The sequence below is a fragment of the Enterobacter cloacae complex sp. 302F9 genome (assembly GCF_050030335.1).
In the GTDB taxonomy this organism is placed as follows: Bacteria; Pseudomonadota; Gammaproteobacteria; order Enterobacterales; family Enterobacteriaceae; genus Enterobacter; species Enterobacter hormaechei_C.
On record NZ_JBLGUC010000001.1, the window covers coordinates 2,348,376 to 2,373,656 of the forward strand.

The 25,281-nt window shown below is 53.2% G+C and carries 25 protein-coding genes and 2 pseudogenes; 22 read left to right on the forward strand and 5 right to left on the reverse strand.

What is annotated here, in order from left to right; genetic code table 11:
- Positions 1-36: 36 nt before the first annotated feature.
- The 8 genes from sad (at position 37) to ACQG0T_RS11465 (ending at position 8,806) form a co-directional block, all read left to right on the forward strand.
- Positions 37-1,419, forward strand: a complete 1,383-nt coding sequence (sad, locus tag ACQG0T_RS11430) for a succinate-semialdehyde dehydrogenase (RefSeq protein ID WP_032669892.1) — start codon at positions 37-39, stop codon at positions 1,417-1,419.
- Between the two features lie 127 nt (positions 1,420-1,546).
- The gene (locus ACQG0T_RS11435; RefSeq protein WP_047719560.1) at positions 1,547-3,136 is read left to right on the forward strand and encodes a methyl-accepting chemotaxis protein; all 1,590 of its coding nucleotides are present in this window, start codon (positions 1,547-1,549) and stop codon (positions 3,134-3,136) included.
- Positions 3,137-3,198: 62 nt separating this feature from the next.
- Positions 3,199-4,125 carry a glutaminase B gene (gene glsB, locus ACQG0T_RS11440; protein ID WP_003857165.1) on the forward strand — a complete coding sequence of 309 codons (927 nt, stop codon included), beginning with the start codon at positions 3,199-3,201 and terminating at the stop codon, positions 4,123-4,125.
- Positions 4,125-4,487, forward strand: a complete 363-nt coding sequence (locus tag ACQG0T_RS11445) for a DUF4186 domain-containing protein (protein ID WP_003857163.1) — start codon at positions 4,125-4,127, stop codon at positions 4,485-4,487. The genes glsB and ACQG0T_RS11445 overlap by 1 nt, the downstream gene beginning before the upstream one ends.
- Positions 4,488-4,545: 58 nt before the next feature.
- On the forward strand, positions 4,546-5,511 hold the full coding sequence (locus ACQG0T_RS11450; RefSeq protein WP_045339788.1) for a sensor domain-containing diguanylate cyclase: 966 nt from the start codon (positions 4,546-4,548) through the stop codon (positions 5,509-5,511).
- 82 nt (positions 5,512-5,593) lie between these two features.
- A complete protein-coding gene (locus ACQG0T_RS11455; protein WP_064489375.1) occupies positions 5,594-6,121 on the forward strand; it encodes a GNAT family N-acetyltransferase in 528 nt (175 codons plus the stop codon).
- Positions 6,122-6,238: 117 nt separating this feature from the next.
- Positions 6,239-7,690 carry a tagaturonate reductase gene (locus ACQG0T_RS11460; protein WP_045334859.1) on the forward strand — a complete coding sequence of 484 codons (1,452 nt, stop codon included), beginning with the start codon at positions 6,239-6,241 and terminating at the stop codon, positions 7,688-7,690.
- 201 nt (positions 7,691-7,891) lie between these two features.
- Positions 7,892-8,806 (forward strand): bestrophin family protein, encoded by a 915-nt coding sequence (locus tag ACQG0T_RS11465; protein ID WP_003857155.1) that lies wholly within the window; start codon positions 7,892-7,894, stop codon positions 8,804-8,806.
- Here ACQG0T_RS11465 and ACQG0T_RS11470 read toward each other — a convergent pair.
- A complete protein-coding gene (locus tag ACQG0T_RS11470; RefSeq protein ID WP_023296620.1) occupies positions 8,794-9,342 on the reverse strand; it encodes a GNAT family N-acetyltransferase in 549 nt (182 codons plus the stop codon). The genes ACQG0T_RS11465 and ACQG0T_RS11470 overlap by 13 nt on opposite strands.
- A 445-nt stretch (positions 9,343-9,787) precedes the next feature.
- Here ACQG0T_RS11470 and ACQG0T_RS11475 point away from each other — a divergent pair, with 445 nt between their 5' ends.
- The 9 genes and pseudogenes from ACQG0T_RS11475 to ACQG0T_RS11515 all read left to right on the forward strand — a co-directional run bounded on the left by ACQG0T_RS11475 (position 9,788) and on the right by ACQG0T_RS11515 (position 18,375).
- Positions 9,788-10,120: a hypothetical protein gene (locus ACQG0T_RS11475; protein WP_071524110.1), complete on the forward strand. Its 333-nt coding sequence runs from the start codon at positions 9,788-9,790 to the stop codon at positions 10,118-10,120.
- Positions 10,121-10,617: 497 nt separating this feature from the next.
- Positions 10,618-11,262 carry a CPBP family intramembrane glutamic endopeptidase gene (locus tag ACQG0T_RS11480; protein ID WP_023300106.1) on the forward strand — a complete coding sequence of 215 codons (645 nt, stop codon included), beginning with the start codon at positions 10,618-10,620 and terminating at the stop codon, positions 11,260-11,262.
- A gap of 14 nt (positions 11,263-11,276) precedes the next feature.
- Positions 11,277-12,074: pseudogene (locus ACQG0T_RS11485) on the forward strand (secretion protein HlyD); the annotation flags it as partial.
- Position 12,075: 1 nt separating this feature from the next.
- Positions 12,076-13,602: pseudogene (locus ACQG0T_RS11490) on the forward strand (peptidase domain-containing ABC transporter); the annotation flags it as partial.
- A gap of 11 nt (positions 13,603-13,613) precedes the next feature.
- Positions 13,614-13,841 (forward strand): GNAT family N-acetyltransferase, encoded by a 228-nt coding sequence (locus ACQG0T_RS11495; protein ID WP_254909581.1) that lies wholly within the window; start codon positions 13,614-13,616, stop codon positions 13,839-13,841.
- Positions 13,842-13,975: 134 nt separating this feature from the next.
- Positions 13,976-14,971: an alpha/beta fold hydrolase gene (locus ACQG0T_RS11500; RefSeq protein WP_252051037.1), complete on the forward strand. Its 996-nt coding sequence runs from the start codon at positions 13,976-13,978 to the stop codon at positions 14,969-14,971.
- A 45-nt stretch (positions 14,972-15,016) separates the two neighbouring features.
- The gene (locus ACQG0T_RS11505) at positions 15,017-15,757 is read left to right on the forward strand and encodes a response regulator (protein WP_022651194.1); all 741 of its coding nucleotides are present in this window, start codon (positions 15,017-15,019) and stop codon (positions 15,755-15,757) included.
- Positions 15,754-17,049 (forward strand): ATP-binding protein, encoded by a 1,296-nt coding sequence (locus ACQG0T_RS11510; protein WP_180260544.1) that lies wholly within the window; start codon positions 15,754-15,756, stop codon positions 17,047-17,049. The genes ACQG0T_RS11505 and ACQG0T_RS11510 overlap by 4 nt, the downstream gene beginning before the upstream one ends.
- Positions 17,050-17,184: 135 nt before the next feature.
- Entirely contained in the window at positions 17,185-18,375 is a 1,191-nt protein-coding gene (locus ACQG0T_RS11515; RefSeq protein ID WP_062938941.1) for a cytochrome c biogenesis protein/redoxin, read from the forward strand.
- Between the two features lie 6 nt (positions 18,376-18,381).
- On the opposite strand, the gene tam is transcribed toward ACQG0T_RS11515, so the two are convergent.
- Complete coding sequence (gene tam, locus ACQG0T_RS11520) at positions 18,382-19,140, reverse strand: trans-aconitate 2-methyltransferase (RefSeq protein ID WP_045142134.1); 759 nt, start codon at positions 19,138-19,140, stop codon at positions 18,382-18,384.
- A gap of 84 nt (positions 19,141-19,224) precedes the next feature.
- Positions 19,225-19,809, reverse strand: coding sequence for an NUDIX domain-containing protein (locus ACQG0T_RS11525; RefSeq protein ID WP_017382349.1), 585 nt, complete (start codon positions 19,807-19,809; stop codon positions 19,225-19,227).
- Positions 19,810-19,895: 86 nt separating this feature from the next.
- On the opposite strand from ACQG0T_RS11525, the gene ACQG0T_RS11530 reads away from it, so the two are divergent.
- From ACQG0T_RS11530 to ACQG0T_RS11550, 5 genes are all read left to right on the forward strand, one after another.
- A complete protein-coding gene (locus tag ACQG0T_RS11530; protein WP_015570520.1) occupies positions 19,896-20,654 on the forward strand; it encodes a DeoR/GlpR family DNA-binding transcription regulator in 759 nt (252 codons plus the stop codon).
- A gap of 104 nt (positions 20,655-20,758) precedes the next feature.
- Complete coding sequence (locus ACQG0T_RS11535) at positions 20,759-22,051, forward strand: glycoside hydrolase family 28 protein (protein WP_045341968.1); 1,293 nt, start codon at positions 20,759-20,761, stop codon at positions 22,049-22,051.
- Positions 22,051-22,665, forward strand: coding sequence for an NUDIX domain-containing protein (locus ACQG0T_RS11540; RefSeq protein WP_080338042.1), 615 nt, complete (start codon positions 22,051-22,053; stop codon positions 22,663-22,665). Before ACQG0T_RS11535 ends, ACQG0T_RS11540 begins: the two co-directional genes overlap by 1 nt.
- Before the next feature lie 246 nt (positions 22,666-22,911).
- Positions 22,912-23,877 carry a hypothetical protein gene (locus ACQG0T_RS11545; protein ID WP_214587177.1) on the forward strand — a complete coding sequence of 322 codons (966 nt, stop codon included), beginning with the start codon at positions 22,912-22,914 and terminating at the stop codon, positions 23,875-23,877.
- Positions 23,878-23,892: 15 nt separating this feature from the next.
- The gene (locus ACQG0T_RS11550; RefSeq protein ID WP_063847895.1) at positions 23,893-24,462 is read left to right on the forward strand and encodes a hypothetical protein; all 570 of its coding nucleotides are present in this window, start codon (positions 23,893-23,895) and stop codon (positions 24,460-24,462) included.
- Positions 24,463-24,512: 50 nt separating this feature from the next.
- Here the strand turns inward: ACQG0T_RS11550 and ACQG0T_RS11555 are convergent, their stop codons facing one another.
- Complete coding sequence (locus ACQG0T_RS11555; RefSeq protein WP_045329830.1) at positions 24,513-24,998, reverse strand: GNAT family N-acetyltransferase; 486 nt, start codon at positions 24,996-24,998, stop codon at positions 24,513-24,515.
- Entirely contained in the window at positions 24,986-25,252 is a 267-nt protein-coding gene (locus ACQG0T_RS11560) for a DUF1778 domain-containing protein (protein WP_003857131.1), read from the reverse strand. Before ACQG0T_RS11560 ends, ACQG0T_RS11555 begins: the two co-directional genes overlap by 13 nt.
- Between the last annotated feature and the right edge of the window lie 29 nt (positions 25,253-25,281).

Consider the following 25,281-nt stretch of genomic DNA (forward strand, 5'->3'; position numbering starts at 1 on the left):
CCACAATCAATCAACTGTTATTACGTGGAGAACATCATGACCTATTCATCTGCTACCCATGCCCACTCTGTCAACCCGGCTACCGGCGAAACGCTGGCTGCTTACCCGTGGGCAACGTCCCATGACGTTGAGCGTGCCATTGCGCAGGCGGATACCGGTTTTCGTCAGTGGCGACGCGAAAGCGTGGCGCACCGGGCGCAAAAACTTCGCGATCTGGGTGCGGCGCTGCGTAGTCGTGCGGAAGAGATGGCGCAGACTATCTCCCGGGAGATGGGCAAGCCCATTATGCAGGCGCGTGCGGAGGTGGCTAAGTCCGCCAGCCTTTGCGACTGGTACGCTGAACACGGCCCGGCGATGCTGCACCCGGAATCTACCCAGGTCGAAAATGCGGTGATTGAGTACCGTCCGCTTGGGCCCGTTCTGGCGGTGATGCCGTGGAACTTCCCGCTCTGGCAGGTGCTGCGCGGTGCGGTGCCGATCCTGCTGGCAGGGAACAGCTATCTGCTTAAACATGCGCCTAATGTGCTCGGCTCGGCGGAGCTGATCGGGAAGGTATTCGCGGATGCCGGTTTCCCGGAGGGGGTCTTTGGCTGGGTGAACGCGACGAATGATGGCGTCAGCCAGGCGATTAACGATCGTCGTATCGCGGCGGTGACCGTAACCGGCAGCGTTCGGGCTGGTGCGGCAATTGGCGCGCAGGCGGGCGCGGCGCTGAAGAAATGCGTGCTGGAGCTGGGCGGTTCCGATCCGTTTATCGTTCTGAACGATGCCGATCTGGATCTGGCCGTCAACGCGGCGGTGGCCGGACGTTATCAGAATACCGGGCAGGTTTGTGCGGCGGCAAAACGCTTTATTGTGGAAGCGGGCGTGGCGGACGCCTTTACCCAACGCTTTGTTGACGCGGTCAAGGCGCTGAAGATGGGCGCACCGGATGAGGAAGATAACTATATTGGCCCGATGGCGCGATTTGATCTTCGCGATGAACTGCATCAGCAGGTGCAGGCTACGCTGGCGGAAGGGGCGACCCTGCTGCTGGGCGGAGAGAAGATGTCTGGGACCGGTAACTATTATGCCCCAACCGTACTCGGCGGCGTCACCCCACAGATGACGGCCTTTCGTCAGGAGCTGTTTGGTCCGGTGGCGGCAATTACCATTGCGAACGATGCGGCGCACGCATTGCAGCTGGCTAACGACAGCGATTTTGGCTTATCGGCGACGGTCTTTACCGAGAACGATGCGCTGGCTGAAACCTTTGCGCGCGAGCTGGAGTGCGGCGGGATCTTTATCAACGGCTACAGCGCCAGCGATGCGCGCGTCGCGTTTGGCGGGGTGAAGAAGAGCGGCTTCGGGCGAGAGCTTTCTCATTTCGGCCTGCATGAGTTCTGTAATGTGCAGACGGTGTGGAAGGATCGCGTGTAGTCTTGTTGCCGGGTAAGGCCAGGCCGCTACCCGGCAATTCACGTTTCCTGTCATTTTTGCGTAATGGTTCTGTCATTTTCGTTTCGTAGACTCGCTCGCGTCTAACGTATTGTTACAGAAGAAAATTATGAACCTAACGCAAATTTTTAGTCGTCTTGCGCCGCGCTTTATCCCTCGTCAGTTTGGCCTGCTGACCGGCATCTTTTGTATTATTGGCCTTTTCTCCGCCCTGCAACTCTCTTCCTCCTTCCTGCTGACCGCCTCCCTGAATGAAGCCCAGCGTAACGAACAGCGCAATCAGCTGGCCTGGCAGCAGCAGAGCAGGCTGGATCAGGCCCGTATTTCTCTGCTGGCGGCCAGCGATCTGCTCAACCGCTCCGGCGTGTACTTTATGCAGGACAAGGAGACCGGCTCGGAAGGAAGCTGGCATAGCCTGATGGACGAGGCGCAAAAATCCCTGGCGGCGTCACAGCAGGCATGGCAGGCCTGGCTCGCGCTTAATCCGCCGAAAGACGAGGGGTTGGTTAACAGCTATCAGCTGTTTTTCGACGCCATCCGAGAGCAGGCGGAGGGGCTGGTGAAAACCAACAGCATCGACCTCTTTTTCGCCGTACCCGCCCAGGCGTTTCAGACCGATTTTAATGACAATTTCGCACGCTATCAGCAACGGAGTGAGAAGCAGACGATACAGGGGCGTCAGTCGCTCATGGAACAACTCTCAGGTCTGCAACGGCTGTTCCTGTTTGCGCCACTGGTGCTGCTGACCATTGCCATTGCCGTCTGGTTCGGAATGGCGAAGTGGGTGATATCCCCGCTACGCCGTCTGATTATCCATATTAACCAGCTTGCGGCAGGGGATTTGTCAGGCACGCCGCCTGACGTTGTGCGCTTTAACCGTGAAATCAGCCAGCTCAGCGGCAGTATTACCGCCATGCAGCGCGGGCTCCAGCAACTGGTGACCCAGGTCAGCGAGGCCACTACCTCCATGGTTGAAAATATCGGATCGCTTGCGCAGGGGAATCAGAAGCTTTATCAGCAGTCTACGCGACAGGCCAAAGAGCTGGAGGAGGTGACCGCACACATCGCCGATCTCGAAACCCACGTTGAGGGGAACACGGGTTATGCTAAACTCGCCCGCTCGCGCGCGGATGAAGCCCGACAGGCTGCCGCTGGTGGGGAGCAAATGATGTCAGCGGTGAATGGCTCGATGCAGACGATCGTCGACCGATCCTCAGAGATGCGCGGGATCGTCGCGATGATCGACAGCGTGGCGTTTCAGACCAACATTCTGGCCCTCAATGCTGCCATTGAAGCCGCCCATGCAGGAGAGCAGGGGCGCGGATTTGCGGTGGTTGCCCGGGAAGTGGGACTGTTGGCCAGAAAAAGCAGTCACTCTACGCAAACCATCCAGGCGCTGATTAACCACTCGCTACAGGGCATTGAAGAAGGTTCTCAGGTGGTAAACCGTCTGGAAGAGAATTTGCAACAGGTCACCGGGCTGGTGGCGAATCTGAGCAGCCTGCTGAATGATATTTCGCTGGCTACCCTGAATCAGGGGGACAGCATTCATCAGATGACCCGTCAGCTTCAGGCGCTGAATCAGGTATCGCGTCGGACAGATATGCTGGTTAGCGAAGCGTCAAATGCCTCTGAGCGCCTGCATCAGCAGTCCGATCTTTTGTTGCAGGCCGTCTCGCGTTTTCGTCTCCCTGCCTGACGTGACGTATCAGCCTCTGTTATACTCGCAGCCCGTTTTAGCCTGAGGGCAAGGAGCAAAGTGTGGCTGCGGTCATCCATAATGAGATGCTGGACGAGATTCTGGCGCAGGTTCGTCCGTTACTGGGGCAGGGTAAGGTTGCCGATTACATTCCCGCGCTGGCTTCGATCAGCGGTAATAAGCTCGGTATCGCCATTTGTACTGTCGACGGTCAGCGTTTTCAGGCGGGAGACGCGCTTGAGCGCTTTTCGATTCAGTCGATCTCAAAAGTGCTTAGCCTCGTTGCCGCCATGCGCCAGTATGACGAGCAGGAGATCTGGCAGCGGGTGGGCAAAGATCCGTCCGGTCAGCCGTTCAACTCCCTTCTCCAGCTGGAAATCGAACAGGGTAAGCCGCGTAACCCGTTTATTAACGCCGGGGCGCTGGTGGTGTGCGATATGCTGCAAAGCCGGCTGAGCGCGCCGCGCCAGCGGATGCTCCAGATTGTGCGGCAGCTTTCCGGCGTGCAGGACATCGCCTACGATCCGGTGGTAGCGCGCTCTGAATTTGAACACTCTGCACGTAACGCCGCCATTGCCTGGCTGATGAAGTCCTTCGGCAACTTTCATAATGACGTCGCCACGGTGCTGCAAAACTATTTTCATTACTGCGCGCTGAAGATGAACTGCGTCGAACTGGCGCAGACTTTTCTGTTTCTGGCGCATCAGGGCCATGCCCCGCATCTGGGCGAGGACGTTGTCTCCCCGATGCAGGCCCGGCAGATCAACGCCTTAATGGCAACCAGCGGGATGTATCAGAATGCCGGGGAGTTTGCCTGGCGCGTGGGGCTGCCGGCTAAATCCGGCGTTGGCGGTGGGGTCGTGGCGATTGTCCCTCACGAGATGGCGATTGCCGTCTGGAGCCCGGAACTGGACGAGACCGGAAATTCACTGGCGGGCGTGGCGGCGCTGGAACAGCTGACCAAACGCCTTGGACGGTCCGTATACTGATGTCCACGTTAGATCCTCTGTTCGCGCGCCTGGCTCGCTCCACGTTCCGTTCACGATTTCATTTAGGGACGAAAGAGCGGCAATACTGCTGGGATAAGGGCGCGGAGACTATCGATAAGCATGCCGCCGATTTTGTCGCCGCGCGGCTGGCGCCTGCACACCCGGTGAATGACGGTAAGCAGACGCCAATGCGCGGCCATCCGGTTTTTATCGCCCAGCATGCCACGGCAACCTGCTGTCGGGGCTGTCTGGCTAAGTGGCACGCTATCCCGCAGGGCGTGCCGCTGAGTGCGCAGCAACAACAGTATATCGTCAACGTAATCCATCATTGGCTGGTCATAGAGGTAAATCGTGCCTCCTGAACTGACAATGTCTCTGTTTAAGCTACGCTTTTACTAATGCTCAGCGTCAGGAGACGTTATGAAGGCACCTCAAATTCCCGTGAATGAAGCGGAGCGCATGAATGCTCTGCGCGAGTCCGGTCTGCTTGAGATCGACAATTACCCCGCGTTTGATCGTCTTACGCGGCTGGCAACACGCTTTTTCAGGGTGCCGCTGGCGATGATTACGCTGGTGGATGACCACGCCGCGATCGTGAAGTCTGCCGACGGCCAGGTACCTGCCACCCAGCCTCGCGATCTCTCGTTTTGTGGTCATACGATCCTGGGTGACGCGCCGCTGGTGGTGAGTGACACGCTGCTGGACGAACGCTTTGCGGATAATCCGCAGGTGGTGGGAGATCCGGGCGTGCGCTTTTACGCCGGTTTCCCGCTGCGTTTACGTGACGGGGCGTGCGTGGGATCGTTGTGTCTCATTGATTACGCGCCTCGTGAGTTTACCGCGGCGGATGCCGCCGTACTGGGCGATCTCAGCGCGCTGGCAGAGGATGAATTTGCGGCCGTTAGCGCGGCCACAACCGATGAACTCACGGGGCTGTTTAACCGTCGCGGGTTTAACCAGTTTGCGCAGTTTGCACTGTCGGTTTCGCAGCGTCGGGCAGAACCCTTAACCCTTGGCTGGCTGGATCTGGACCATTTCAAAACCATCAACGATCGCTTCGGACATCAGGAGGGGGACAAAGCTCTGAAAGCGATGGCCGCCCTGATGCGTTCCTCGTTCCGCGAGGCCGATCTGCTGGTACGTTTCGGGGGAGATGAGTTCGCGGTGCTGTTTGCGGATACCGATGAGCCTGGCGCCTGGATCGCGATGCAGTATCTCGTGGAACAAACGGAAAAGTATAACGCGCGTCAGCTACATCCCTGGTCGTTACAGTTCTCCTGGGGGCTGAGCGAGTTCGATCATCACCGCAACGATATGCAGGCATGGCTAAAACACGCGGATGCGCAAATGTACGCCATGAAGCGGCAACACCACGGCGAGAAATGACATAACGAAATCCTATGTCATCACTTATTGCGTTACAAAAATGTTAATAGCAAAGTGGAGAGATTCAACCTAAGGACGCGCAATGAACTCTCCCATGCTGATTAAACCTCTCTCCCGGCAGGACATCCTCACCCACATCGATGCCCTGAACGATATTCTCGTCAACTGTGTCAACGGCGGCGCCTCTGTCAGCTTTGTGCTGCCTTTTTCTGCCGGGAAAGCCCAAACCTTCTGGGTCGGCGTCGCAGACAGCGTCAGGCGCGACGAGCGTACCGTCCTGGGCTGTTTTGATGCGGAGCAGGGGCTGGTTGGCACGGTCCAGCTGATCACCAATCAGCCTGAAAACCAGCCGCACCGTGCAGATGTCGCGAAACTGCTGGTTCATGAGAAAGCGCGCCGTAAAGGGGCGGCAATGGCGCTGATGGAAGCCCTGGAGGCGGTTGCACGTGAAAAAGCGCTTACGGTACTGGTGCTTGATACCTCAACCGGCAGCGGCGCGGAGACGTTTTACCAGAGAGCAGGCTGGCAAAAGGCGGGGGAGATCCCACGCTACGCCCTAATGCCGAACGGGGACATGACGGCGACCTCGGTGTTCTATAAATTTCTGTGATTATTTTTCACCATCGCATCCTGAGTTGATCCAGACAGGGGTTATGGTCCTGAAGTTTTGATAAGTTATCACACCAATCTTATCAGGCTGTATGACTAATCATAAAGGACCTCCATTGTGAACACACTCAACCGTCGTGATTTCCCCGGTGCGCGCTATCCTGAACGTATCATCCAGTTTGGCGAAGGTAACTTCCTGCGCGCGTTCGTTGACTGGCAAATCGACCTCTTAAACGAGCATACCAATCTCAATGCCGGTGTGGTGATTGTGCGGCCGATCCAGAGCGATTTTCCGCCGTCCCTGAGCACCCAGGATGGTCTGTATACAACGATTATTCGCGGTCTGAATGAGCAGGGGGAAGCGGTAAGCGATGCGCGTCTTATTCGTTCCGTGAATCGTGAAATCAGCGTCTACAGCCAGTACGATGAATTTCTGAAGCTCGCCCATAACCCGGACATGCGGTTTGTCTTCTCCAATACCACGGAGGCGGGGATCAGCTATCACGCGGGGGATAAGTTTGACGATGCGCCAGCTGTCAGCTATCCGGCCAAACTGACGCGTCTGCTGTTCGAGCGCTTTACCCACTTTAACGGGGCAGCGGATAAAGGCTGGATTATCATTCCTTGCGAACTCATCGACTACAACGGCGATGCCCTGCGTGAACTGGTGCTGCGCTATGCACAGAAGTGGGCGCTGCCGGCGGCATTCATTGCGTGGCTGAATGATGCTAACACTTTCTGTTCGACGCTGGTTGACCGCATTGTTACCGGCTATCCGCGTGATGAGGTGGCAGAGCTGGAAGCCGGGCTGGGCTATCACGACAGCTTCCTCGACACGGCGGAACATTTCTATCTGTTTGTTATTCAGGGGCCGAAATCACTTGCAGCTGAACTGCGCCTGGATAAATACCCGCTCAACGTCCTGATTGTTGACGATATCAAGCCGTATAAAGAGCGTAAGGTGGCGATCCTCAACGGCGCGCACACGGCGCTGGTTCCGGTCGCTTTTCAGGCCGGCCTGGATACGGTAGGGGAAGCCATGAACGACGCGGAAATTTGCGCGTTCGTAGAGAAGGCTATATATGAGGAGATTATTCCGGTCCTGGATCTGCCGCGCGACGAGCTGCACTCCTTCGCCAGTGCCGTAACGGGGCGTTTCCGTAATCCGTACATTAAGCATCAGCTGCTGTCGATTGCCCTGAACGGGATGACCAAGTACCGCACCCGCATTCTGCCGCAACTGCTGGCAGGGCAGAAGGCGACCGGCAAACTGCCAGCACGTCTGACCTTTGCTCTGGCGGCGCTGATTGCATTTTACCGTGCCGAGCGCAACGGTGAGCGCTATCCGGTGCAGGACGATGCGCACTGGCTTGAACGTTACCAGCAGTTGTGGACGCAACATCACGACAAACAGGTCACTACCCGTGAACTGGTATCGTCAGTGTTAAGCGTGAGCGAGCACTGGGAACAGGATCTCACTCTGGTGAACGGACTGGTAGACCAGGTTGTGCTGGATCTGGATGCAATTTTAAGCAAAGGCATGCGCGATGCGGTAAAACCGCTCTGCTAATCATAATGCCCGGCGTTGGCCGGGTTTTTTACAGACTACTTTTAGTTACAACATACTATACGTTCTTTTTTTAAAAAGCACATGCAGCACCGTGCGGTTGAGGCTTAACAGGTCAGAAAATGCAATGAACTATTAACATGCTTGCAACCGTGAGGGGGATCACGTTTAATAGCCGCGCTCTTTACTTTTCTGAAGCTGATTATGATTGTTCGTCCTCAACAGCACTGGCTGCAACTGATTTTTGTCTGGCATGGTTCGGTACTTCCCAAAATTTATACCCGACTGCTGCTTAACTTCCTGCTTTCCATCGCCGTGATTGTCATGCTGCCGTGGTACACCTCGCTGGGTATCCGGTTTACCGTCGCGCCGTTCAGCATTCTGGGCGTGGCTATCGCCATCTTCCTGGGATTTCGCAATAACGCCTGTTATTCGCGCTACGTTGAGGCGCGTCTGCTTTGGGGGCAGTTGATGATAGCGGCGCGCTCGCTGTTTCGCGAGGTAAAAAACACCTTGCCGGATGATAAACATCTTGGAGAGTTTGTCCGCCTGCAAATCGCGTTTGCTAACTGTCTGCGTATGACCCTGCGCAGAGAAACCAATGCCGATCAGCTGTCCCGCTATCTGGCTCCAGACGATTTACGCAAAGTGATGGACGCCAACTCGCCAGCGAACCGTATCCTGCTGATCATGGGGGAGTGGCTGGCCGTACGGCGGCGTAGCGGGCACCTTTCAGACATCCTGTTTCACAGCCTCAACAACCGCCTGAATGATATGTCCATCGTGCTGGCTGGCTGTGAGCGTATCGCCAATACGCCAGTCCCGTTTGCCTATACGCTGATCCTGCACCGGACGGTGTATCTGTTCTGCATCATGCTGCCGTTTGCGCTGGTAGTTGATCTGCATTACATGACGCCCTTTGTCTCTGCGCTGATTTCCTACACTTTTATCTCGCTGGATACGCTGGCGGAAGAGCTGGAAGATCCGTTTGGGACGGAAGATAACGATCTGCCGCTGGACGCCATCTGCAACATGATGGAGCGCGATCTGTTGCAGATGAACGATGAAGAGAATATCCCTGAAAGACTGATGCCTGATAAGCATTATCAGCTGACCTGACGGGCATTCCATTCGTCGCGGGTGATTTCCCACAGCTCCGAATCCAGCAGGCCGCTGACGTAGGCTTTCTTCTCCGTCCTGATAAGCCGCATACCGCTGCTGTCTGAAATACGTCGGGAGCGGCTGTTGGCCGCCGCTTTCGGCGCACGTAACACCGGTTTATTGAGCGTATTAAACCAATAATCCGTTGCCGCAATGCTCGCTTCCCGCATATATCCCTGGTCCTGAAATTCCGGCGCAAGCCAGAAGCCCCGGTTGTTGTCCTCCACGTCATACAGGCAAATCACCCCCATCAGTTCGTCAGGCGCTTCGCGACGGCGAATCGTCCAGAACCACGCAATCCCTTTGTCCATGTCGGGCAGTGCAACGTTGTTGACGTAGTTTTCAGCACCGTTTTCCGGGTAGGGCCAGGGGACTGAAGCCACCATATAGCGGACAATCTCCCAGCGGGGATAGCGTTGCTGGATCTGGACGGCATCGGCGGCAACAAGGGGTTTAAGTAATAAGCGTTCTGTCGTAAGCGTGGGTATCGTCATCCGGTGATCTCCATATTTGAGCGTTATCATTTGTTTGGGTTCTGATATTTCATCAATATCACATTCCAGTTGGTCGTGCTTTTGTTATTCAGATTTATCCATAAAGGAGTATGTAATGCCAAGAAAAGCCAGGCCCGAAGAAGCCGAAACACTCTGGCACGTCCGTAACGAAGCGATGCGCCATGGCTGTAAAATCTGTTACGACGCAGAAGTGATTGCGCGCTGGACGTCAGAAAAGATGCCTGAACATTACCGTACCTCCAGGTCGATTTCGTGTTATAGGCCTGCCCCATGCAGGAGCTGAACTGCTCCCAAATGGAGCTACGGTTTACGAAGTTCAATAGTTTATTTACATTTGCTTACATAAATACACTTTCTTTACATTAAGTAATGTAAGATATTTTTTTAGCACAAAATGCAAAACTAAATTAAATGGAGATGATTTATGTCGAATATAAGAGCATTAAGCCTTAATGAGATAGCATTAGTAAGTGGCGGCAATGGAAGCGGTAATTATGAAGGTGCCGGTAGTCGTAACACCAGCTCTAAACCTGGTAATTCAAAAGGAAACAATGGCTCTATTTACAAGGGCGTTGACTCATGCGGCGCAGGAATCATCGGTGGTCTAATCGCCGGCTCTCCTGGGGGGCCAGTGGGTATGACCGCTGGGGTAATTGGTGGAGCTATAGCTGGTCAGTGCACAAAAGATAGTTTTTCAGATCGTGGTAGTAAAGATAAAAGTAATAATTACAACGGCCCCGGACAATGCCGTTGGTAAGTAATTTGAGTTGTGTGTGATAATAATTTAAAAGCTCATTATAACTGAATGTTATTCTAGGTGTTTCGATATTTAATGATTATTCGAAGTAGTCATGATGAGCTATTATTTTTGATAAAGTTAATGTAATCACAAGTATCGGGTTAAGCATGAAACAATTTTTAAATTTCCTAATTTACTTATTTTTTTTCATTATCGCATTTACCCTTTTGAAATACGCTGAAGTTCTTGAGTTTGACGAAGTATCACGGCCAGGGATTATATCAAGGTTTCTTATTGCGTTGATTGTATTAATAGCAGTAACTCGATGGGGCGTTAACTTGATGAATAGGTTTAAAAGTAAATAAAGTACACTCCGATAAAAATTGTTGTGTTGCAGAATGGAATCATTACAAATGTTCACTGAAGTTAAAGTGCATGATATCAAAAAATGATTACGATATCATAGCCATATTTGTTGATTCTTATATTAAATATGAATTAATAATAGGTTGAACATGATAATCTTTAGGCATGTCTATCCATTCATTTATAGTAAGAAAAACGTAATTGTTCTTTTTATTGCGTCTGTTATCTCAATAATAATTACGTTATCGCCATCCATAACCCTCCGCTATCTTACTCTCGATGTGTCATTTTTCTTATTGTTTATTGCGGAATTTTCAATTGCATTTTTCTTGTATATTTTTTACTTAAGGAAGTTGGATGGTTTTAAATTACGCCCAAGTAGAGATTTAACTTCAATAAAATTTTCTATTGTTGTGTTGTTTGTCATTTTGCTGGTTCAGTATAATGTTTATCTTTACAGGGATAATTTATATCATTATGGACCTTCCCATATTAGTTTTATAGCATTTATAATAGCCACCTTCGTAGTCCCATATTATGAGGAGATTATATACAGGGGCTGTATCTTCGGTGTTTTCCACTCAATTTTTAATAAAAAGTATATTATCCCATGTATATTGACTTCATTGTCTTTTTGTCTGATGCATGGACAGTATTATAACATTTTAGATCAATCCATTCTTTTTTTGGTGTCAATATTGCTATTAATAGTTAGAATAAGAAGCAGAGGGCTTTTTTATCCTATTATAATTCATTCGTGCATGAATGCTTTTGTTTTGTCGTTAAATTTTTGAAGGGTATTTGGGATATGAATATCTTCAGGGAAGAGGCTTTAAATCATCAAACAGATTCTGATTATGGTGAGATTGTCTTACCTGCGTCATTCGGTTTATCAGTAAGCGCACTCACAACGTTATTCATATTTCTGTGCCTGATACTCTTTATTCTTTATGGTAGCTATACACGTAAGGCTCACCTTTCCGGAATCGTTATGCCCTCATCCGGGCTGGTAAAAATCACTCCTCAATATGCTGGCTACGTAACCAAATTGACCGCCTCAGAAGGTCAACACATTATTGCCGGTGAGACTCTTTATCATATCAGCGGTGAACATTTCAACGAACAGGGGGCAGGTACACTCGCTGCTATAAGACTTTCCCTACAAACTCAGTTTACAATGCTGACTTCTCAACAGACCCTGGAATTGCGTGACAACAGTCAGCAGCAGCATGCCATACAACAGCGAATAGTTTCCCTGAAACCTCAGGTTAAAAGTGCAGAAAAGCGTCTGTCACTTGCCGTGCATCAGGCTGCGCTGGCCGTGTCTGTTATGGAGCGCTATAAGAAACTTGCTGATACGCATTACGTATCAGATATCGAATACCAGCAGAAGCAGATTGACGTTTCAACGTCACAGCAAAACGTTGAGGATCAGCGTCAGGGGCTTCTGCAACTGCACACCGCGATGGAGGCTGCTAAAGACGACCTTGACCATCTCATCGTTCAGGGTGAAAGCCGGAAGGCTGAAATGGACAGGCAGTTGCAGGTGATCAGGCAACAGCAGGACGAACTGGCAGGTAAGGAAAATTTCACGCTGACTTCACCGGGCGAGTATTACACTGTCCGTCAATTTTAACATGCAGTGGACAGCACGGGTTTTCCATCATCAGGTCCATCTTCCTCTGGCCTGGTTTGATGCACGCAGTAAGGGGAGTATTAATGCTCGTTTTGAGGCGGTAGATACCATCCAGCAGGCGCTGACTACGCAAGTGCTGGAAGGTATTCTGGATGTGTTGCTCGTGGTGACTGCGCTTTGCATGATGCTGCTGTACAGTCCTGAAATGACATTGATCGCCGTACTTGCAGCCATTTTCTATGGTGTGTTGAGGGCACTGTGGTATCCGTCCCTTCGACAGTCGGCAGAAGATGCCTGGGATGCAGGTGCCAAGGAGTCCGGGCATTTTCTTGAAACACTCAACGGGATCCTCAGCCTGAGAATTAACGGTGTGACGGCACATCGTGAGGCCGCCTGGCTGAATCTCAACGTTGCCCGCAGAAATACGCAGTTGCGTCAGAGCCGTCTGCTGATGTGCTATGACATTGCTCACACTCTTACCGGCAGCGTGGTATCAGCAATCATTTTGTGGAAAGGCGCCGGGGAGGTATTGAATGGAACCTTCACCGTCGGCATGCTGGTTGCTTATTTATCCTATCAGACGCGTTTTTCTTCCAGTATCAGTAGCCTGACTGATAAGTTTTTTTCCTGGCGTATGCTCGATGTTTACAACGAACGACTGGCTGATATTGTACTGACCCCGACAGAAGGCCTTCAGCAACAGCCTTTTCGTGAGCATAACAACGCTTCGCACATTCCTTCTGTATCCCGCAGGGAGATGGATGAATATGCTCATGCTCCTCTAGTACTTGAGCACATCATCTTCAGCCAAAAGGGAGGGGAAAATCCGATAATCGGCGGGGTGTCGCTGACACTCAATCCCGGAGAAGTCGTTGCTATTACAGGTAAATCCGGATGCGGGAAAACGACACTGGTGAAGCTTATCCTTGGGATCCACATCCCTGATGAGGGCAGGATCAGGGCATTTGGCATATTGCATACGCATCCGGATTATTTTCAGGTTCGTCAGCGTATCGGTACCGTACTGCAGGATGACCATCTTTTCAAAGGTTCTGTAGCAGATAACATTATTTTTTTCAGTGATGACCGAAATTATGAACGAATGATCCAGTGCGCAAGACTGGCACTTATCGACAGCGATGTTATGGCAATGCCGATGGGGTATCAGACGCTGATTGGTGAAACCGGCGGAGGGCTTTCCGGAGGACAAAAACAACGCATTCTGCTGGCAAGGGCGTTGTACAAGAAACCGGGATTCCTGTTACTGGATGAAGCGACCAGCCACCTTGATGTTGAGAGTGAAATCCGGATAAGCCAGACCTTACGTCAACTGGGGCTTCCTGTTCTGCTGATAGCCCATCGCCCGGAAACCATAGCCTCTGCAGACCGGGTTTTGTATCTGGCAGACGGCTACTTAACGGAGCTGAATCTCCAGCATACAGTCAATAATGGCGAGTCTGTTTGTGAATATACTAATGACGTGATGGCAAAAAATTAACCTTAACGTACATAATTTTCGATATCCAAACTTACCCCTATCTGGAAGATCTATTTGTTGACGCTGCCGAACGTGGCGCAGGGGCGGGTAAAGCGCTTATCGACGCCCTGATCGATGAGGGTAAGCGGGAAGGGTGGTCAAAACTCTACTGGGTAACCCGCATGCACAATCCGGCGCGTAAGCTGTATGACCACTATGGTGAAGCCGACGATTACGTCCGGTACCGAATCACCCCTTAACCGGGTTTGTATCACACTGTATCTGCGTCTGTGATACATACACAGGTATGCAATAAAGCCGCATCCGCACACATCCTTTATACAAACGCATGGTGTTATATCTCCGTCAACTGAACTCACCCGGAGATAACATCATGTTTAACAAACTCGCATACTCAGCCGTCGCCCTGACCGTTTCGCTTGGCACCGTGATGTCCTGTCAGGCGGAAGCGATGGGCAAGGATTACGCGTCGGCCTTCAACCAGGTAAAACAGATTAACGCTGGCGATCTTAACGTCGGTTATGTCGATATCGGGCCGAAAGAGGGGCAACCGGTGATCCTGCTGCATGGCTGGCCGTACGACATTCACAGCTACGCTGAAGTGGCCCCCGCGCTGGCCGCGAAAGGGTATCGTGTCATTGTGCCGTCCCTGCGCGGGTACGGCACCACGCGCTTTATTTCTGATAAAACACCGCGAAACGGCCAGCCTGCGGCGATGGCAAAAGACATCGTCAACCTGATGGACGCCCTGAATATCAGACAGGCGGTGTTTGCCGGTTATGACTGGGGGGCGCGTACGGCGGATATCGTTGCGGCGCTCTGGCCGGAACGCGTGAAATCGCTGGTCTCGGTGAGTGGCTACCTGATCAGCAGCCAGGCGATTGGCAAACAGCCTTTACCGCCGAAGGCAGAGGTTCAGTGGTGGTATCAGTTCTATTTCGCCACGCCGCGCGGTGCGGAAGGCTATGCTAAAAATACGCACGATTTTGCCCGGTTGATCTGGTCCCAGGCTTCGCCTGACTGGAAATTCAGCGATGCCACCTTCAATGCGAGCGCCAAATCCCTCGATAACCCGGACCACGTTGCCGTCACGCTCAGTAATTACCGCTGGCGTCTGGGGCTGGAGAAGGGGGAGCAGAAATATCACGCCTACGAACAAAAGCTGGCTAAGCTGCCGAACATTACGGTGCCGACCATCACCATCGAGGGCGGTAACAACGGGGCACCACATCCTGCACCCGCAGCCTATGCGGGGAAGTTCACCGGAAAATATGAGCACCGTACTTTCGGCGCAACGGTTGGCCACAACCCGCCGCAGGAAGATCCGCAGGACTTTGTTAACGCGGTTGTCGACGCGGATAAGCTCTGATATGTGCTATTTTCAATCCGTTACCTCTTAATCAGGGAGCCTGCGGTGGAGCATATTGATCACATCCTTGTCGTCGATGACGACAGGGATATTCGTGAGCTGATTGTCGATTACCTCGTGAAATCCGGCTACCATGCCTCTGGCGCGGCGAACGGGAAAGAGATGCGCGTAGTGCTCGACAAACAGCATATCGACCTGGTGGTGCTGGACGTGATGATGCCCGGCGATGATGGCCTGACGCTGTGTCGACAGCTGCGCAGCAGCAGGCATAAGGATCTGCCGATCCTGATGCTCACCGCGCGCAACGAGGACACGGACCGCATCCTGGGGCTGGAGATGGGCGCCGACGATTACGTGGTGAAACCGTTTGTGGCCCGCGAACTGCTGGCGCGTATCAAAGCTATCCTGCGTCGTTTTCGTACTATGCCGCCTAATCTTCAGGTGACCGAGGCAGGGCGCCTGGTGGTGTTCGGGGAATGGCAGCTGGATACCGTGGCGCGTCATCTGATTGATAACGAGGGTATGGTTGTGGCGCTCAGCGGGGCGGAATATCGCCTTTTGCGCGTATTCCTCGATCATCCTCAACGGGTGCTGACCCGCGACCAGCTGCTGAACCTGACGCAGGGACGTGATGCTGAGCTGTTTGAGCGTTCGATTGATCTCCTGGTGAGCCGCGTGCGACAGCGTCTGAATGAAGATGCCCGCACGCCCGCCTACATTAAAACCGTTCGCAGCGAAGGCTACGTTTTTACCATGCCGGTGACCATCGTCGAGGCCAATGAATGACCCTGTGGCCCCGCACCTTACTGGCCCGGCTGCTGATCATTGTGCTGCTTGGACTCTTGCTGGCTAACGCGCTCAGCCTGACGCTGGTCATGGTTGAGCGAATGCGCAGCGCGCGTTCGGTTATGCTGGGCAATCTTGAGAACGACGTGGCGACCAGCGTGGCTATTCTCGACCGGCTTCCGGCCAAAGAGCGGGCAGAGTGGCTGGAACGGCTCAGTCGCGGTAATTATCGCTATATCCTTGGCCCCGGCGAGGCAGGCGCCGCGCCAACGGACAAGCGCTCGCGGGATGCGATTCGCACCCTGAAAGAGACGCTTTCAGCCCAATATCAGCTTCAGTTTACGGCGGTGCCAGGGCCGATTTCCCATATTCAGGCCCATCTGACGCTCCGCGACGGCGCACCGCTCACCATCGATCTGATCCCGCGCATGCCGCCTGTCGCCAGCTGGTTGCCCGTGGTGCTGGTTCTTCAGCTGTTACTTGTCGCGCTCTGCTCCTGGGTTGCCGTGCGCCAGGTTGTCCGGCCCTTCCTGCAATTCACGCGCGCGGTTGATTCCCTCGATCCTGCGGCCCATTCTCCGATGACTGAAAAAGGTCCGGTTGAGGTGCGCCAGGCAGCGCACGCTTTTAATGAGATGCAGTCGCGGATACAGACCTATCTGCGTGAACGCGCGCAGATTCTGGCGTCCATTTCTCACGATCTCCAGACGCCCATCACGCGCATGAAGCTGCGGATCGAAATGGCGGATCAGCCCGAACTCCGCGATAAGCTGCTGAGCGACCTGGATAATATGTCGCGCCTGGTACGGGAGGGGATTGCCTATGCCCGGTCATCAGAATCTCTGGAAGAGACCACGCTGAAGCTGGAGCTGAATGCGTGGGTTAACAGCATCGCCAGTGATTATCAGGACATTGGTAAAAACGTGCAGTTTCATGCACGCAATGCGCGTCTGCCGATCGTCACTCGTCCCCAGGCATTGCGCAGGGTAATGACCAATCTGCTGGATAATGCGCTGAAGTTTGGCGATAGCGCGGTAATAGAGATTGATGAAGATGAAAGGCAGGTCGCGATCCGCATTATGGATAACGGCCCTGGCATCCCGGAGGCAGAACTGGAGGCGGTGTTACAACCGTTCTACCGGGTTGAAACATCGCGCAACCGGGAAACGGGCGGCACCGGGTTAGGCCTCGCCATTGCCGCGCAGCTCACCGCCCAGCTTGACGGGAAATTGCAGCTTGCAAACCGGGCGGAGGGCGGGCTGGCCGTAAGCGTAACCCTTCCGCGCGGTTAATTGTACGCCTGTGTATCTGCACCCCGCGCCGATACGCAGGCAGACAAAATTCAGCTTTTCGCACACGGCCTGAACACATTCGTACGGTGAAATAACCTCACTGCACCTTCGCAGCAACCGTATCGTGAGGTCGTTATGTTTCTGATAATCGCTTTTTTAGGCGGCATGATTAGCCTGCTCAGTCCGTGCACGCTTCCCGTCATTCCTCTGCTATTCGCCGGCTTTCAGGGGCAGCGCAAACACATTCTGGCGCTTCTGGCGGGAATGATTGTGATGTTCATGTTGGTGGCGATGGTAGTAACGGTTGCCAGCGAGTGGATCGCTGACGCCACCGTTATCGGTCGCTGGATTGCGCTGCTGGTACTGAGCATTGCCGCCCTGGCCCTGATCTTCCCGCAGTTCGCTCAGCGCATTGCCCGCCCGGCGGTCAGCGCGGGAAACGTTCTCAACACCCACAGCATGCAGCGACGCGGCCTGGTTTCGGATTTTCTGGCAGGGCTGGCCGTTGGGCTGCTGTGGTCCCCCTGTGCCGGACCGATTCTCGGGGCGATCTTCAGCATTAATATTGCGGGCCACTCGGCCATCGCAACCGGAGCGCTGTTAGCCGCTTACGGCAGCGGGTGCGCGTTGATGCTGGGGCTGCTTGTCGCGGGGGGCCGTAAGCTGATAACCCCTCTGAGAGCCAAATCCGCATTGATGGCACGTTTGCGTCAGGGAGCGGGAGTGATGATGTTAGCCGCCGTTGCGTTCAACGCCAGCGGGATGACCTCAGCCCTGAAAGGTGCCAACGGTATTGCCGACCAGCTGGAAAATGCCCTGTTGAGCCTTGCGCAACCCACCTCCACGCAGGTGAAACTGCAACCGGTCGCTGACGCGACGCCGGGCAGCCAGCTACCGTCATTAAGCGGCGGTACGGGTTGGGTAAACGGTGACCCTGTCACGTCTGAGGCCTTGCGGGGGAAAGTTGTGCTTATCGATTTCTGGACCTGGGACTGTATCAACTGCCAGCATACGCTTCCGCATGTGCGTGACTGGGCGAAGAAATATCAGTCTGAAGGTCTGGTAGTGATTGGTGTCCACACCCCGGAATACCCCTGGGAAAAGCCGTTATCATCGGTGAAAAACGCGGTCAACAAATGGCAGCTGCCGTACCGCGTAGTGACGGATAATAACTACAAAATCTGGAGCGCGTTCGGAAATCAGTACTGGCCAGCACATTACTATTTCGATGCGAAAGGGCAACTGCGTTACACCGCGTTTGGCGAGGGGAACTACGACAAGCAGGAGGCCGTAATTCAGCAGTTGCTCAAGGAAGCGCGTTCCTGATCCGGCTTACGGAACCCGCTGAGCCACCATAAACAGGCGCGGAAAAGCCAGCAGTATCTGTCCGTTCTCCTGAAGCGGATACTGCTCTTTCAGCAGCTCAAGATAGCGTTTCAGATAGTTTTTCTGCTCGCTTTCGTTGAGTTCCTGTAACCACGGCCGTAACCCCGTCGCGCTGACCCAGTCAATAATCGCCTGATGAGAGCTCATCTGATGGAAGTAAGTGGTGCGCCAGATATCCACGTCGCATCCCGCTTCCGTCAGAATATCGTAGTAGGCATGGATACCCGGCAATGGCTCGCGGCCACGATCGGGGTAGCCCTGTTCCCAGGCAACTTCACGCATCAGGGCGTGCGTCGGCTCAAGCCAGTTGTCAGGCATTTGCACCGCCAGCACGCCGTTTAACTGGAGCAGCGAAACCAGGTGTGGCAGAAGGTGGTAATGGTCCGGGATCCATTGCAGTGAGGCGTTGGCGTAGATCAGGCTGAGCGGCTGGTCAGGTTTGTAGTGCCGGATATCCGCCTCAACAAAGTGGCAGTCTGGCAGGGCCTGTCGGGCTTCCTCCAGCATGGCCGGGGAGTTATCCACGCCGGCGATCTGCGCAGAAGGCCAGCGCTGTTTCAGCAGCGCGGTGCTGTTGCCTGGCCCGCAGCCCAAATCCACGCCAGAGGTTATGTCAGCAAGCGGCACCCGGGCGAGTAACTCAGCGGCGGGACGTGTGCGTTCTGCGCTGTACTGTAGATAAAGAGAGGGATCCCAGTCGGCCATTTTCGCATCTCCATGTTGAGGTGTTCAGCAAGAATAGCACAGGCAAATACCTGCGCCGGGGCAGGTATCTGGCTAATGGTGAGATTATAAAATGCCTTTGAGGGCCAGGTGATAGAGCAGCATGATGGTTTTTCCGTCGACAATCTGCCCATTTTCAATGCCCCGAAGCGCGTCGTCCAGCGTCATTTCCAGTACGTCGATATCTTCTCCCTCTGCTTTAACGCCTCCGCCCGCGCTGGTCCGATCCTGCGGGTGATATTCCGCCAGATAGAAGTAGAGTTTCTCGGTAACCGAGCCCGGGCTCATATAGGCCTCAAAAATTTTCTCTACGCGCGTCACCTTATACCCGGTTTCTTCTTCCGCTTCGGCCTTAATCCGGCTTTCCGGGTCAAGGTTATCGAGCAACCCGGCGGCCGCCTCAATGAGATCCTCTTCGTGACCATTTATAAACACCGGGAAACGGAACTGACGCGTCAGAATGACGGTTTTGCTGTCGCGATTATAGAGCAGGATCGTCGCGCCATTCCCCCGGTCATACACTTCACGCTCTTGTCGCTGCCAGTCGCCATCGCTGCGCTGGAGGTCAAAAGTATATTTTTTCAGGTTATACCAGTTGTCGGACAACGTTTCGCTGTTGATAATGCGTATATCTGCACGTTTTGATTGCACGTTTGGCTCTCCTCTCGTAGAGTAAGCATCATAAACAGCACTATCGTGCAAATACAAGGCACATCGTGCAATAACAGGAATAATTCATGCTCACAAGCCAGCGTAAACAGTTGATTCTGGAAAAACTGGAGGCGGAAGGTCAGGTCCAGTCTACTGCGCTCAGCCTCTTTTTCTCGGTGTCTGAGGACACTATCCGCCGGGATTTACGTGAACTGGCGGCAGAAGGGCGTTTGCAGCGTGTTCACGGCGGCGCACTGCCAGCATCGTCAGCGATTGCGCCTTTTGCCGAGCGTCAGTCCGTTAAAATGGATGCAAAAAAACGCGTGGCACGGCGAGGCGCGCAGCTCATTTCACCGGGGCAGGTGGTGATCATTGATGGCGGGACGACCACCTCCGAACTTATTACGTTCTTACCACCCGATTTACGGATAACCGTGGTGACGCACAGCCCGGGTATCGCTTTGGGGCTGGTCGACCATCCATGCATAGAGGTGATCCTGATTGGTGGTCGTTTGTATAAACACTCCATCGTCACGGTCGGCGCGGCCGCTATTGAAGGCATCAATAATATTCATGCGGATCTGTTCTTCATGGGGGTCACTGGCGTCCATCCTGAGGCCGGGCTGACCACCGGAGATTATGAAGAAGCGTGCATCAAACGTGCATTTTCCGGCAGAGCGGCGGAAACGGTGGTATTGGCCTCACCGGAAAAGATCAACACGGCCTCGGCGTTTGTGATTGGCGACCTGTCGCTGGTGAATACGCTGGTTGTTGAAAACACAACGGATGAACGCTGGGTGAGCGCTCTGAAAGAAAAGGGCGTTGCGGTGATCGCAAGCCAGTAAATATCTGCTTTTTTGCCAGCCTGACCGCGTGGCTGTCAAACAGACAAAGGTTATCCTTCACGCGGATTTCTAGACTAAGGCTTTCATCTGTTTAAGGACAAGCCATGAAAGCGGTCTCCATTCTGACGTGCGGCGCGGACCCAACCGCGCAACGCCTGTCAACGTCTGCCATTCAGCAGGCCATAAATAGCGCTCAACAGAACGATGTCATTGTTATTCCGCAAGGCCGTTTTCTGACCGGAGCACTGTTCCTGAAAAGCGGTGTTTCGCTTCGCCTGGACGCTGGCGCACAGCTCGTTGGAAGCCAGGATCTGGCTGATTATCCATTGATAAACACCCGGGTGGCCGGCATTGATATGCGCTGGCCGGCAGGCATTATTAATATCATCGATTGTGAGAACGTCAGTATTACCGGTACAGGCACAATAGACGGGCAGGGTGTTATCTGGTGGCAACGCTTCTGGGGCGATGACGAGCGCAGCGGCATGGTCGACGATTACAGCGCCAGAGGATTGCGCTGGGTGGTTGATTACGACTGTCAGCGCCCGCGCAATATTCTGGTCTTTGAAAGCCAGAGCATTCTGCTGCGTGATTTTACCAGTCGGGAGTCCGGATTCTGGAACATGCATCTTTGTTATTCGCGCCATATCACGGTTGAGGGCGTGCAAATCAGCAATTCTGCGGGGCCGAGCACCGACGGGATTGATATCGATTCCTGTGAACAGGTGCGGGTTGAACGCTGCATTGTTTCCTGTAATGACGACAATATCTGCATAAAATCAGGACGAGGACGCGAAGCGGCGCAAAAAGCACGTACAGCACGGGATATCGTGATTCGCGGTTGTACGCTGAATAAGGGGTCCGGGATCACGCTGGGGAGCGAAACCTCAGGCGGCATTGAACGCGTCCTGATAGAAGATAATGCGTTTAACGGTACGGGCGTCGGGTTTCGCATTAAGTCGGCCCGCAACCGGGGCGGATTTATCCGTGATATCACCGTCCAAAATTTACATCTTACGGACGTGCGTTTTCCGGTGCTGATCCAGCTGAACTGGTTTCCGCAGTACAGCTATGGCGACCGGGGAAATTTATCTGATAAACCAGAACACTGGCGCAAGCTGGCTGAAGGTGTTGAGGGCGAAGCCGGTCTTACTGCGGTCAGCGGACTGACGATTAAAAATATGACGGCGCGTCGCTCAGACAACAAATATTTCTCGCGGGCATTTTTCATTGAGGGGTATCCGGAGCGTCCTGTGACCGGGTTAACGCTGGACGGAATTTTGATTGACGCGTCAGAGTTCGGGAAAATTTCCGGTGTGGATGGGTTGCGCTTTAAGGATGTGCAGGTGACTGCCGTGGAGAACACGCAAGACCGTAACGACAGTTATGAGCGTTGATGTATTGCACGGTGAAGGCGTTAACGTTACTGTTAGAGAGCTACAAGCAAAGAAATCAGGGGCTTACCGTGAAGAAAGAGATAAAAACACTGGAATCGAGACAGATTTATCGTAACCGCTGGATGTCGCTAAAGGAAGACCGGATTCTGAGAGCCGATGGGAGCGAGGGGCTTTATTCCGTCATTGAAAAAGATGATTTCGTGGTCATCATTCCGGTTGAGAATGATGAAATCTATCTGGTTGAACAATACCGATACCCTCTGGGCCAGAGAACCACAGAACTCCCTCAGGGAAGTTGGGAATGTTCTCGCGACGCTGCACCTGAAGACGTTGCCAGAGGCGAGCTTAAAGAAGAAACCGGGTTAAGCGCCGGGAAAATGGAGTACGTCGGTTATCAAAAGCTCGCACAGGGTTATTCAGCTCAGGGTTATCATATTTACCTTGCCACGGAGCTGACATTTACCGGCCAGCAACTGGAGGAGGAAGAATACGGCCTGACGGTGAAAAAAATTAAAATTAGTGCCTTTGCTCAATTAATACGTGACGGCAAAATCACTGACGCCACCTCAGTTACGGCATTCCTGCTGGCGAGAACTAAAAATATGATCTCTTAATCGTTTCCGGGGGCTCCGATTCTTCAAGCGACCCGGACTGGCAATAACGTTTTAGATTAATATTGAGTATCCATACCTTTAGTGCGCATAATGTATATTATGTTAAATTACCTGTGGTGATAATGAGTTTGTGATTTGATCGCTGAGTTAACGCTGCTATTATCTAAGTCTTAAGGTTGGAATCATAAGTTTTTCAATAAATTATCCTGCTAATTCACAGTCCTCACGGGATGAAGGAGCTCTCTGATGAATCTACCCGGTCAGCAGTCGCCTGACAGCACCCTTCCCTCTTATGATGTCTCTCGAAGCCTTGGCCTACAGGCCGGTACTGATATCGACTTTAAAAAGCTAGCCGCGCAGCTCGACTGTACACGTAACTTTTACAATGTCGGCATCATTTTCGATGATGGCAAGCAACGCTGGCTGGTTCGTCCGTCACGACGCATTGCTGATGTGAATCAGAGCACCGTCAGCCATGTGGTCATCAGTAAAATTCCGGATGCTAAGGAAATCAGTGCGGAAAAAGCCGTGGTGGCGACGTTAACCACGCCGTCACTTGCGACTGAAATCACTTCAACCGGTTTCGCCTGTGGCGCGATGATTGTTACGCTTGTCATGGCGTTTGGTGCCGGTGCGGCTGTGCCTTTTACCGCTGGCGGATCCGGCGTGATTGCGGCGATTAGCCTGTCCGGCTCGTTGGCTACGGGAGCACAATGCATGATTGGCGCGGGCCGTCTGCTGGCTATCCATAACGACCATGGTTCCGATGTTGCCTGGCTCGACAGCCAGGACTGGTACGTTGCCACCACAACGGTTCTGGATGTCATTTCGCTGACTGCGGCAGGAACCGCGCTACGAGGTACTTTAGAAACGTACAAGCTGTTGAAAGCGGCATCTTCAGGTAAAGTTACCGCCTGGTTCCAGAGCATGAGCCGTGCCGAGCGTAAGCGCATCACGGAAGAGATTATTAAAGCGCAGAATCCAGGCATCTCCAGTGCTGGCGTAAAGGCCGCGATCCGTGCAGGTGTTTATCCGAAACGTTTCCCCAGCGAATCGTTACAAAAATCACTGCAGCGCGAGTTAATGAGTGCGGTCAACAACGCATCGGCCTTTGTGGGGAGTTCACTCACAGGGACTATCCGCAACCCACAAAATACCGTCCAGTCAGGGCGTTATGTAGTTGGTGTGCTGCAGTCATTTTTACCTAACTAAACGCTGAGTATATAAATGTTTAAAGTTTTAACCCGTCGCCTGCAATATTGTAACGAGGTGTCCGCCAGCATAAAAAATGCCGCCCCGACACAGTTGCAGCAGCTTAAGACGCAGTTGGCTGAAGATATGGTTAAGCCTGTGGGACTACATACCATGGGTATTCCGGCGGCGGTCAGTACGCTCGGGGTGATTGTCAGTTTCGCCATTCCACAACTGTGGCTGGGGTATGGCGTACTCGCCGCACTCGGCCAGCCAGCAGAGCGCGTATTCGTGTGGGTCGTGCTGATCGCCCTGCTCTTCGCTGGCATCAACGGAGTGACGATGTTTATGATTGGCAAAGGTAGCATGCGTGCCGTGCGGTTACATCTTACGCTGGCGGTGCTAAGCCTGGTATTAACGGCAGCCTATCTGCTGGCCGCGCTGAGCGGTAGTTCTTCTCCGGGCGTCAGTCTGACCGCGGCGCTGGTAAGTATTGTCATGCTTGGGCTTAGCGGTATCTGTATCCTCTCTACCGCTTTCTATAAGATGCTGCTATTTACTTTGCATAACAGAGTCTGGCGCAAGCTTATCAGCCAGACGCGCTAAACATTCATTCCATTAAAATCCCGCCGCTACGTGCGGCGATCCGACTATCGCTACTGAGGAAGCCTGAGAAACAGTGTCCGTTCCTGAGTCTGCGATGCTTTAAAACCATGGTGGATATAAAACGCTTTGGCTTCCTCAGTGAGTGCATGAACCATAATCGCCCGCACCCCGATATTCTCAGCTACCCGATAACAGCGTAAAACCGCATCGTGGAGTAAATCGGCTCCCAACCCGTTTCCGCGTAACGAGACATCAACTGCCAGACGGGCAAGAATAATCACGGGAATGGGATCCGGCATGTTACGCCGCAGATTACCTGTCGCTTGCGTATGGTTAACGCTGCCGGTAGCCAGAGAGTAAAATCCCGCGACCTGCTTCGTGCCCGTTTTACAAACGACAAAGGTTCGGGCTGCGCCGAGCGCCTGGTTTTTCAGACCTCTTTGTTTTAGCCATTCGTCAAGCACGGCCTCTCCACTGACGAACTCCGCCAGTTGATGGGCGCTGGATAACGGCTCAGGTGCTGTTACACGTCCCACTGAGGTTTCCTTGCCAGCAGTTTTTCTATGGCCGGATCGTCCGCGACCGGGGCATCGAGCATGTCAATGAACTCTGCGTACTGTTCATCGTTAAAATTGAATACACGTCGATCGAGGATCACATTCTCGGCTGCCTGACAGGCCATCTCCAGAATGAAGTCCGTGCGTGATTTATGGAGGATCTCTGCGGCGGCATCGATAAGCGCCCGCTGGGATTCTTTGGCTCTGAGATTGAGTTGAACATCTGATTTCATAGGTATACCTCTTGTATAGCAATTGCTTT

Bases quoted from the DNA above. Each gene is read 5' to 3' on its own strand.
- sad (WP_032669892.1), top strand. From the start codon at position 37: ATGACCTATTCATCTGCTACCCATGCCCACTCTGTCAACCCGGCTACC.
- ACQG0T_RS11435 (WP_047719560.1), top strand. From the start codon at position 1,547: ATGAACCTAACGCAAATTTTTAGTCGTCTTGCGCCGCGCTTTATCCCT.
- ACQG0T_RS11445 (WP_003857163.1), top strand. From the start codon at position 4,125: ATGTCCACGTTAGATCCTCTGTTCGCGCGCCTGGCTCGCTCCACGTTC.
- ACQG0T_RS11450 (WP_045339788.1), top strand. From the start codon at position 4,546: ATGAAGGCACCTCAAATTCCCGTGAATGAAGCGGAGCGCATGAATGCT.
- ACQG0T_RS11455 (WP_064489375.1), top strand. From the start codon at position 5,594: ATGAACTCTCCCATGCTGATTAAACCTCTCTCCCGGCAGGACATCCTC.
- ACQG0T_RS11465 (WP_003857155.1), top strand. From the start codon at position 7,892: ATGATTGTTCGTCCTCAACAGCACTGGCTGCAACTGATTTTTGTCTGG.
- ACQG0T_RS11470 (WP_023296620.1), bottom strand. From the start codon at position 9,342: ATGACGATACCCACGCTTACGACAGAACGCTTATTACTTAAACCCCTT.
- ACQG0T_RS11475 (WP_071524110.1), top strand. From the start codon at position 9,788: ATGTCGAATATAAGAGCATTAAGCCTTAATGAGATAGCATTAGTAAGT.
- ACQG0T_RS11480 (WP_023300106.1), top strand. From the start codon at position 10,618: ATGATAATCTTTAGGCATGTCTATCCATTCATTTATAGTAAGAAAAAC.
- ACQG0T_RS11500 (WP_252051037.1), top strand. From the start codon at position 13,976: ATGTTTAACAAACTCGCATACTCAGCCGTCGCCCTGACCGTTTCGCTT.
- ACQG0T_RS11510 (WP_180260544.1), top strand. From the start codon at position 15,754: ATGACCCTGTGGCCCCGCACCTTACTGGCCCGGCTGCTGATCATTGTG.
- ACQG0T_RS11515 (WP_062938941.1), top strand. From the start codon at position 17,185: ATGTTTCTGATAATCGCTTTTTTAGGCGGCATGATTAGCCTGCTCAGT.
- tam (WP_045142134.1), bottom strand. From the start codon at position 19,140: ATGGCCGACTGGGATCCCTCTCTTTATCTACAGTACAGCGCAGAACGC.
- ACQG0T_RS11530 (WP_015570520.1), top strand. From the start codon at position 19,896: ATGCTCACAAGCCAGCGTAAACAGTTGATTCTGGAAAAACTGGAGGCG.
- ACQG0T_RS11535 (WP_045341968.1), top strand. From the start codon at position 20,759: ATGAAAGCGGTCTCCATTCTGACGTGCGGCGCGGACCCAACCGCGCAA.
- ACQG0T_RS11540 (WP_080338042.1), top strand. From the start codon at position 22,051: ATGTATTGCACGGTGAAGGCGTTAACGTTACTGTTAGAGAGCTACAAG.
- ACQG0T_RS11545 (WP_214587177.1), top strand. From the start codon at position 22,912: ATGAATCTACCCGGTCAGCAGTCGCCTGACAGCACCCTTCCCTCTTAT.
- ACQG0T_RS11550 (WP_063847895.1), top strand. From the start codon at position 23,893: ATGTTTAAAGTTTTAACCCGTCGCCTGCAATATTGTAACGAGGTGTCC.
- ACQG0T_RS11560 (WP_003857131.1), bottom strand. From the start codon at position 25,252: ATGAAATCAGATGTTCAACTCAATCTCAGAGCCAAAGAATCCCAGCGG.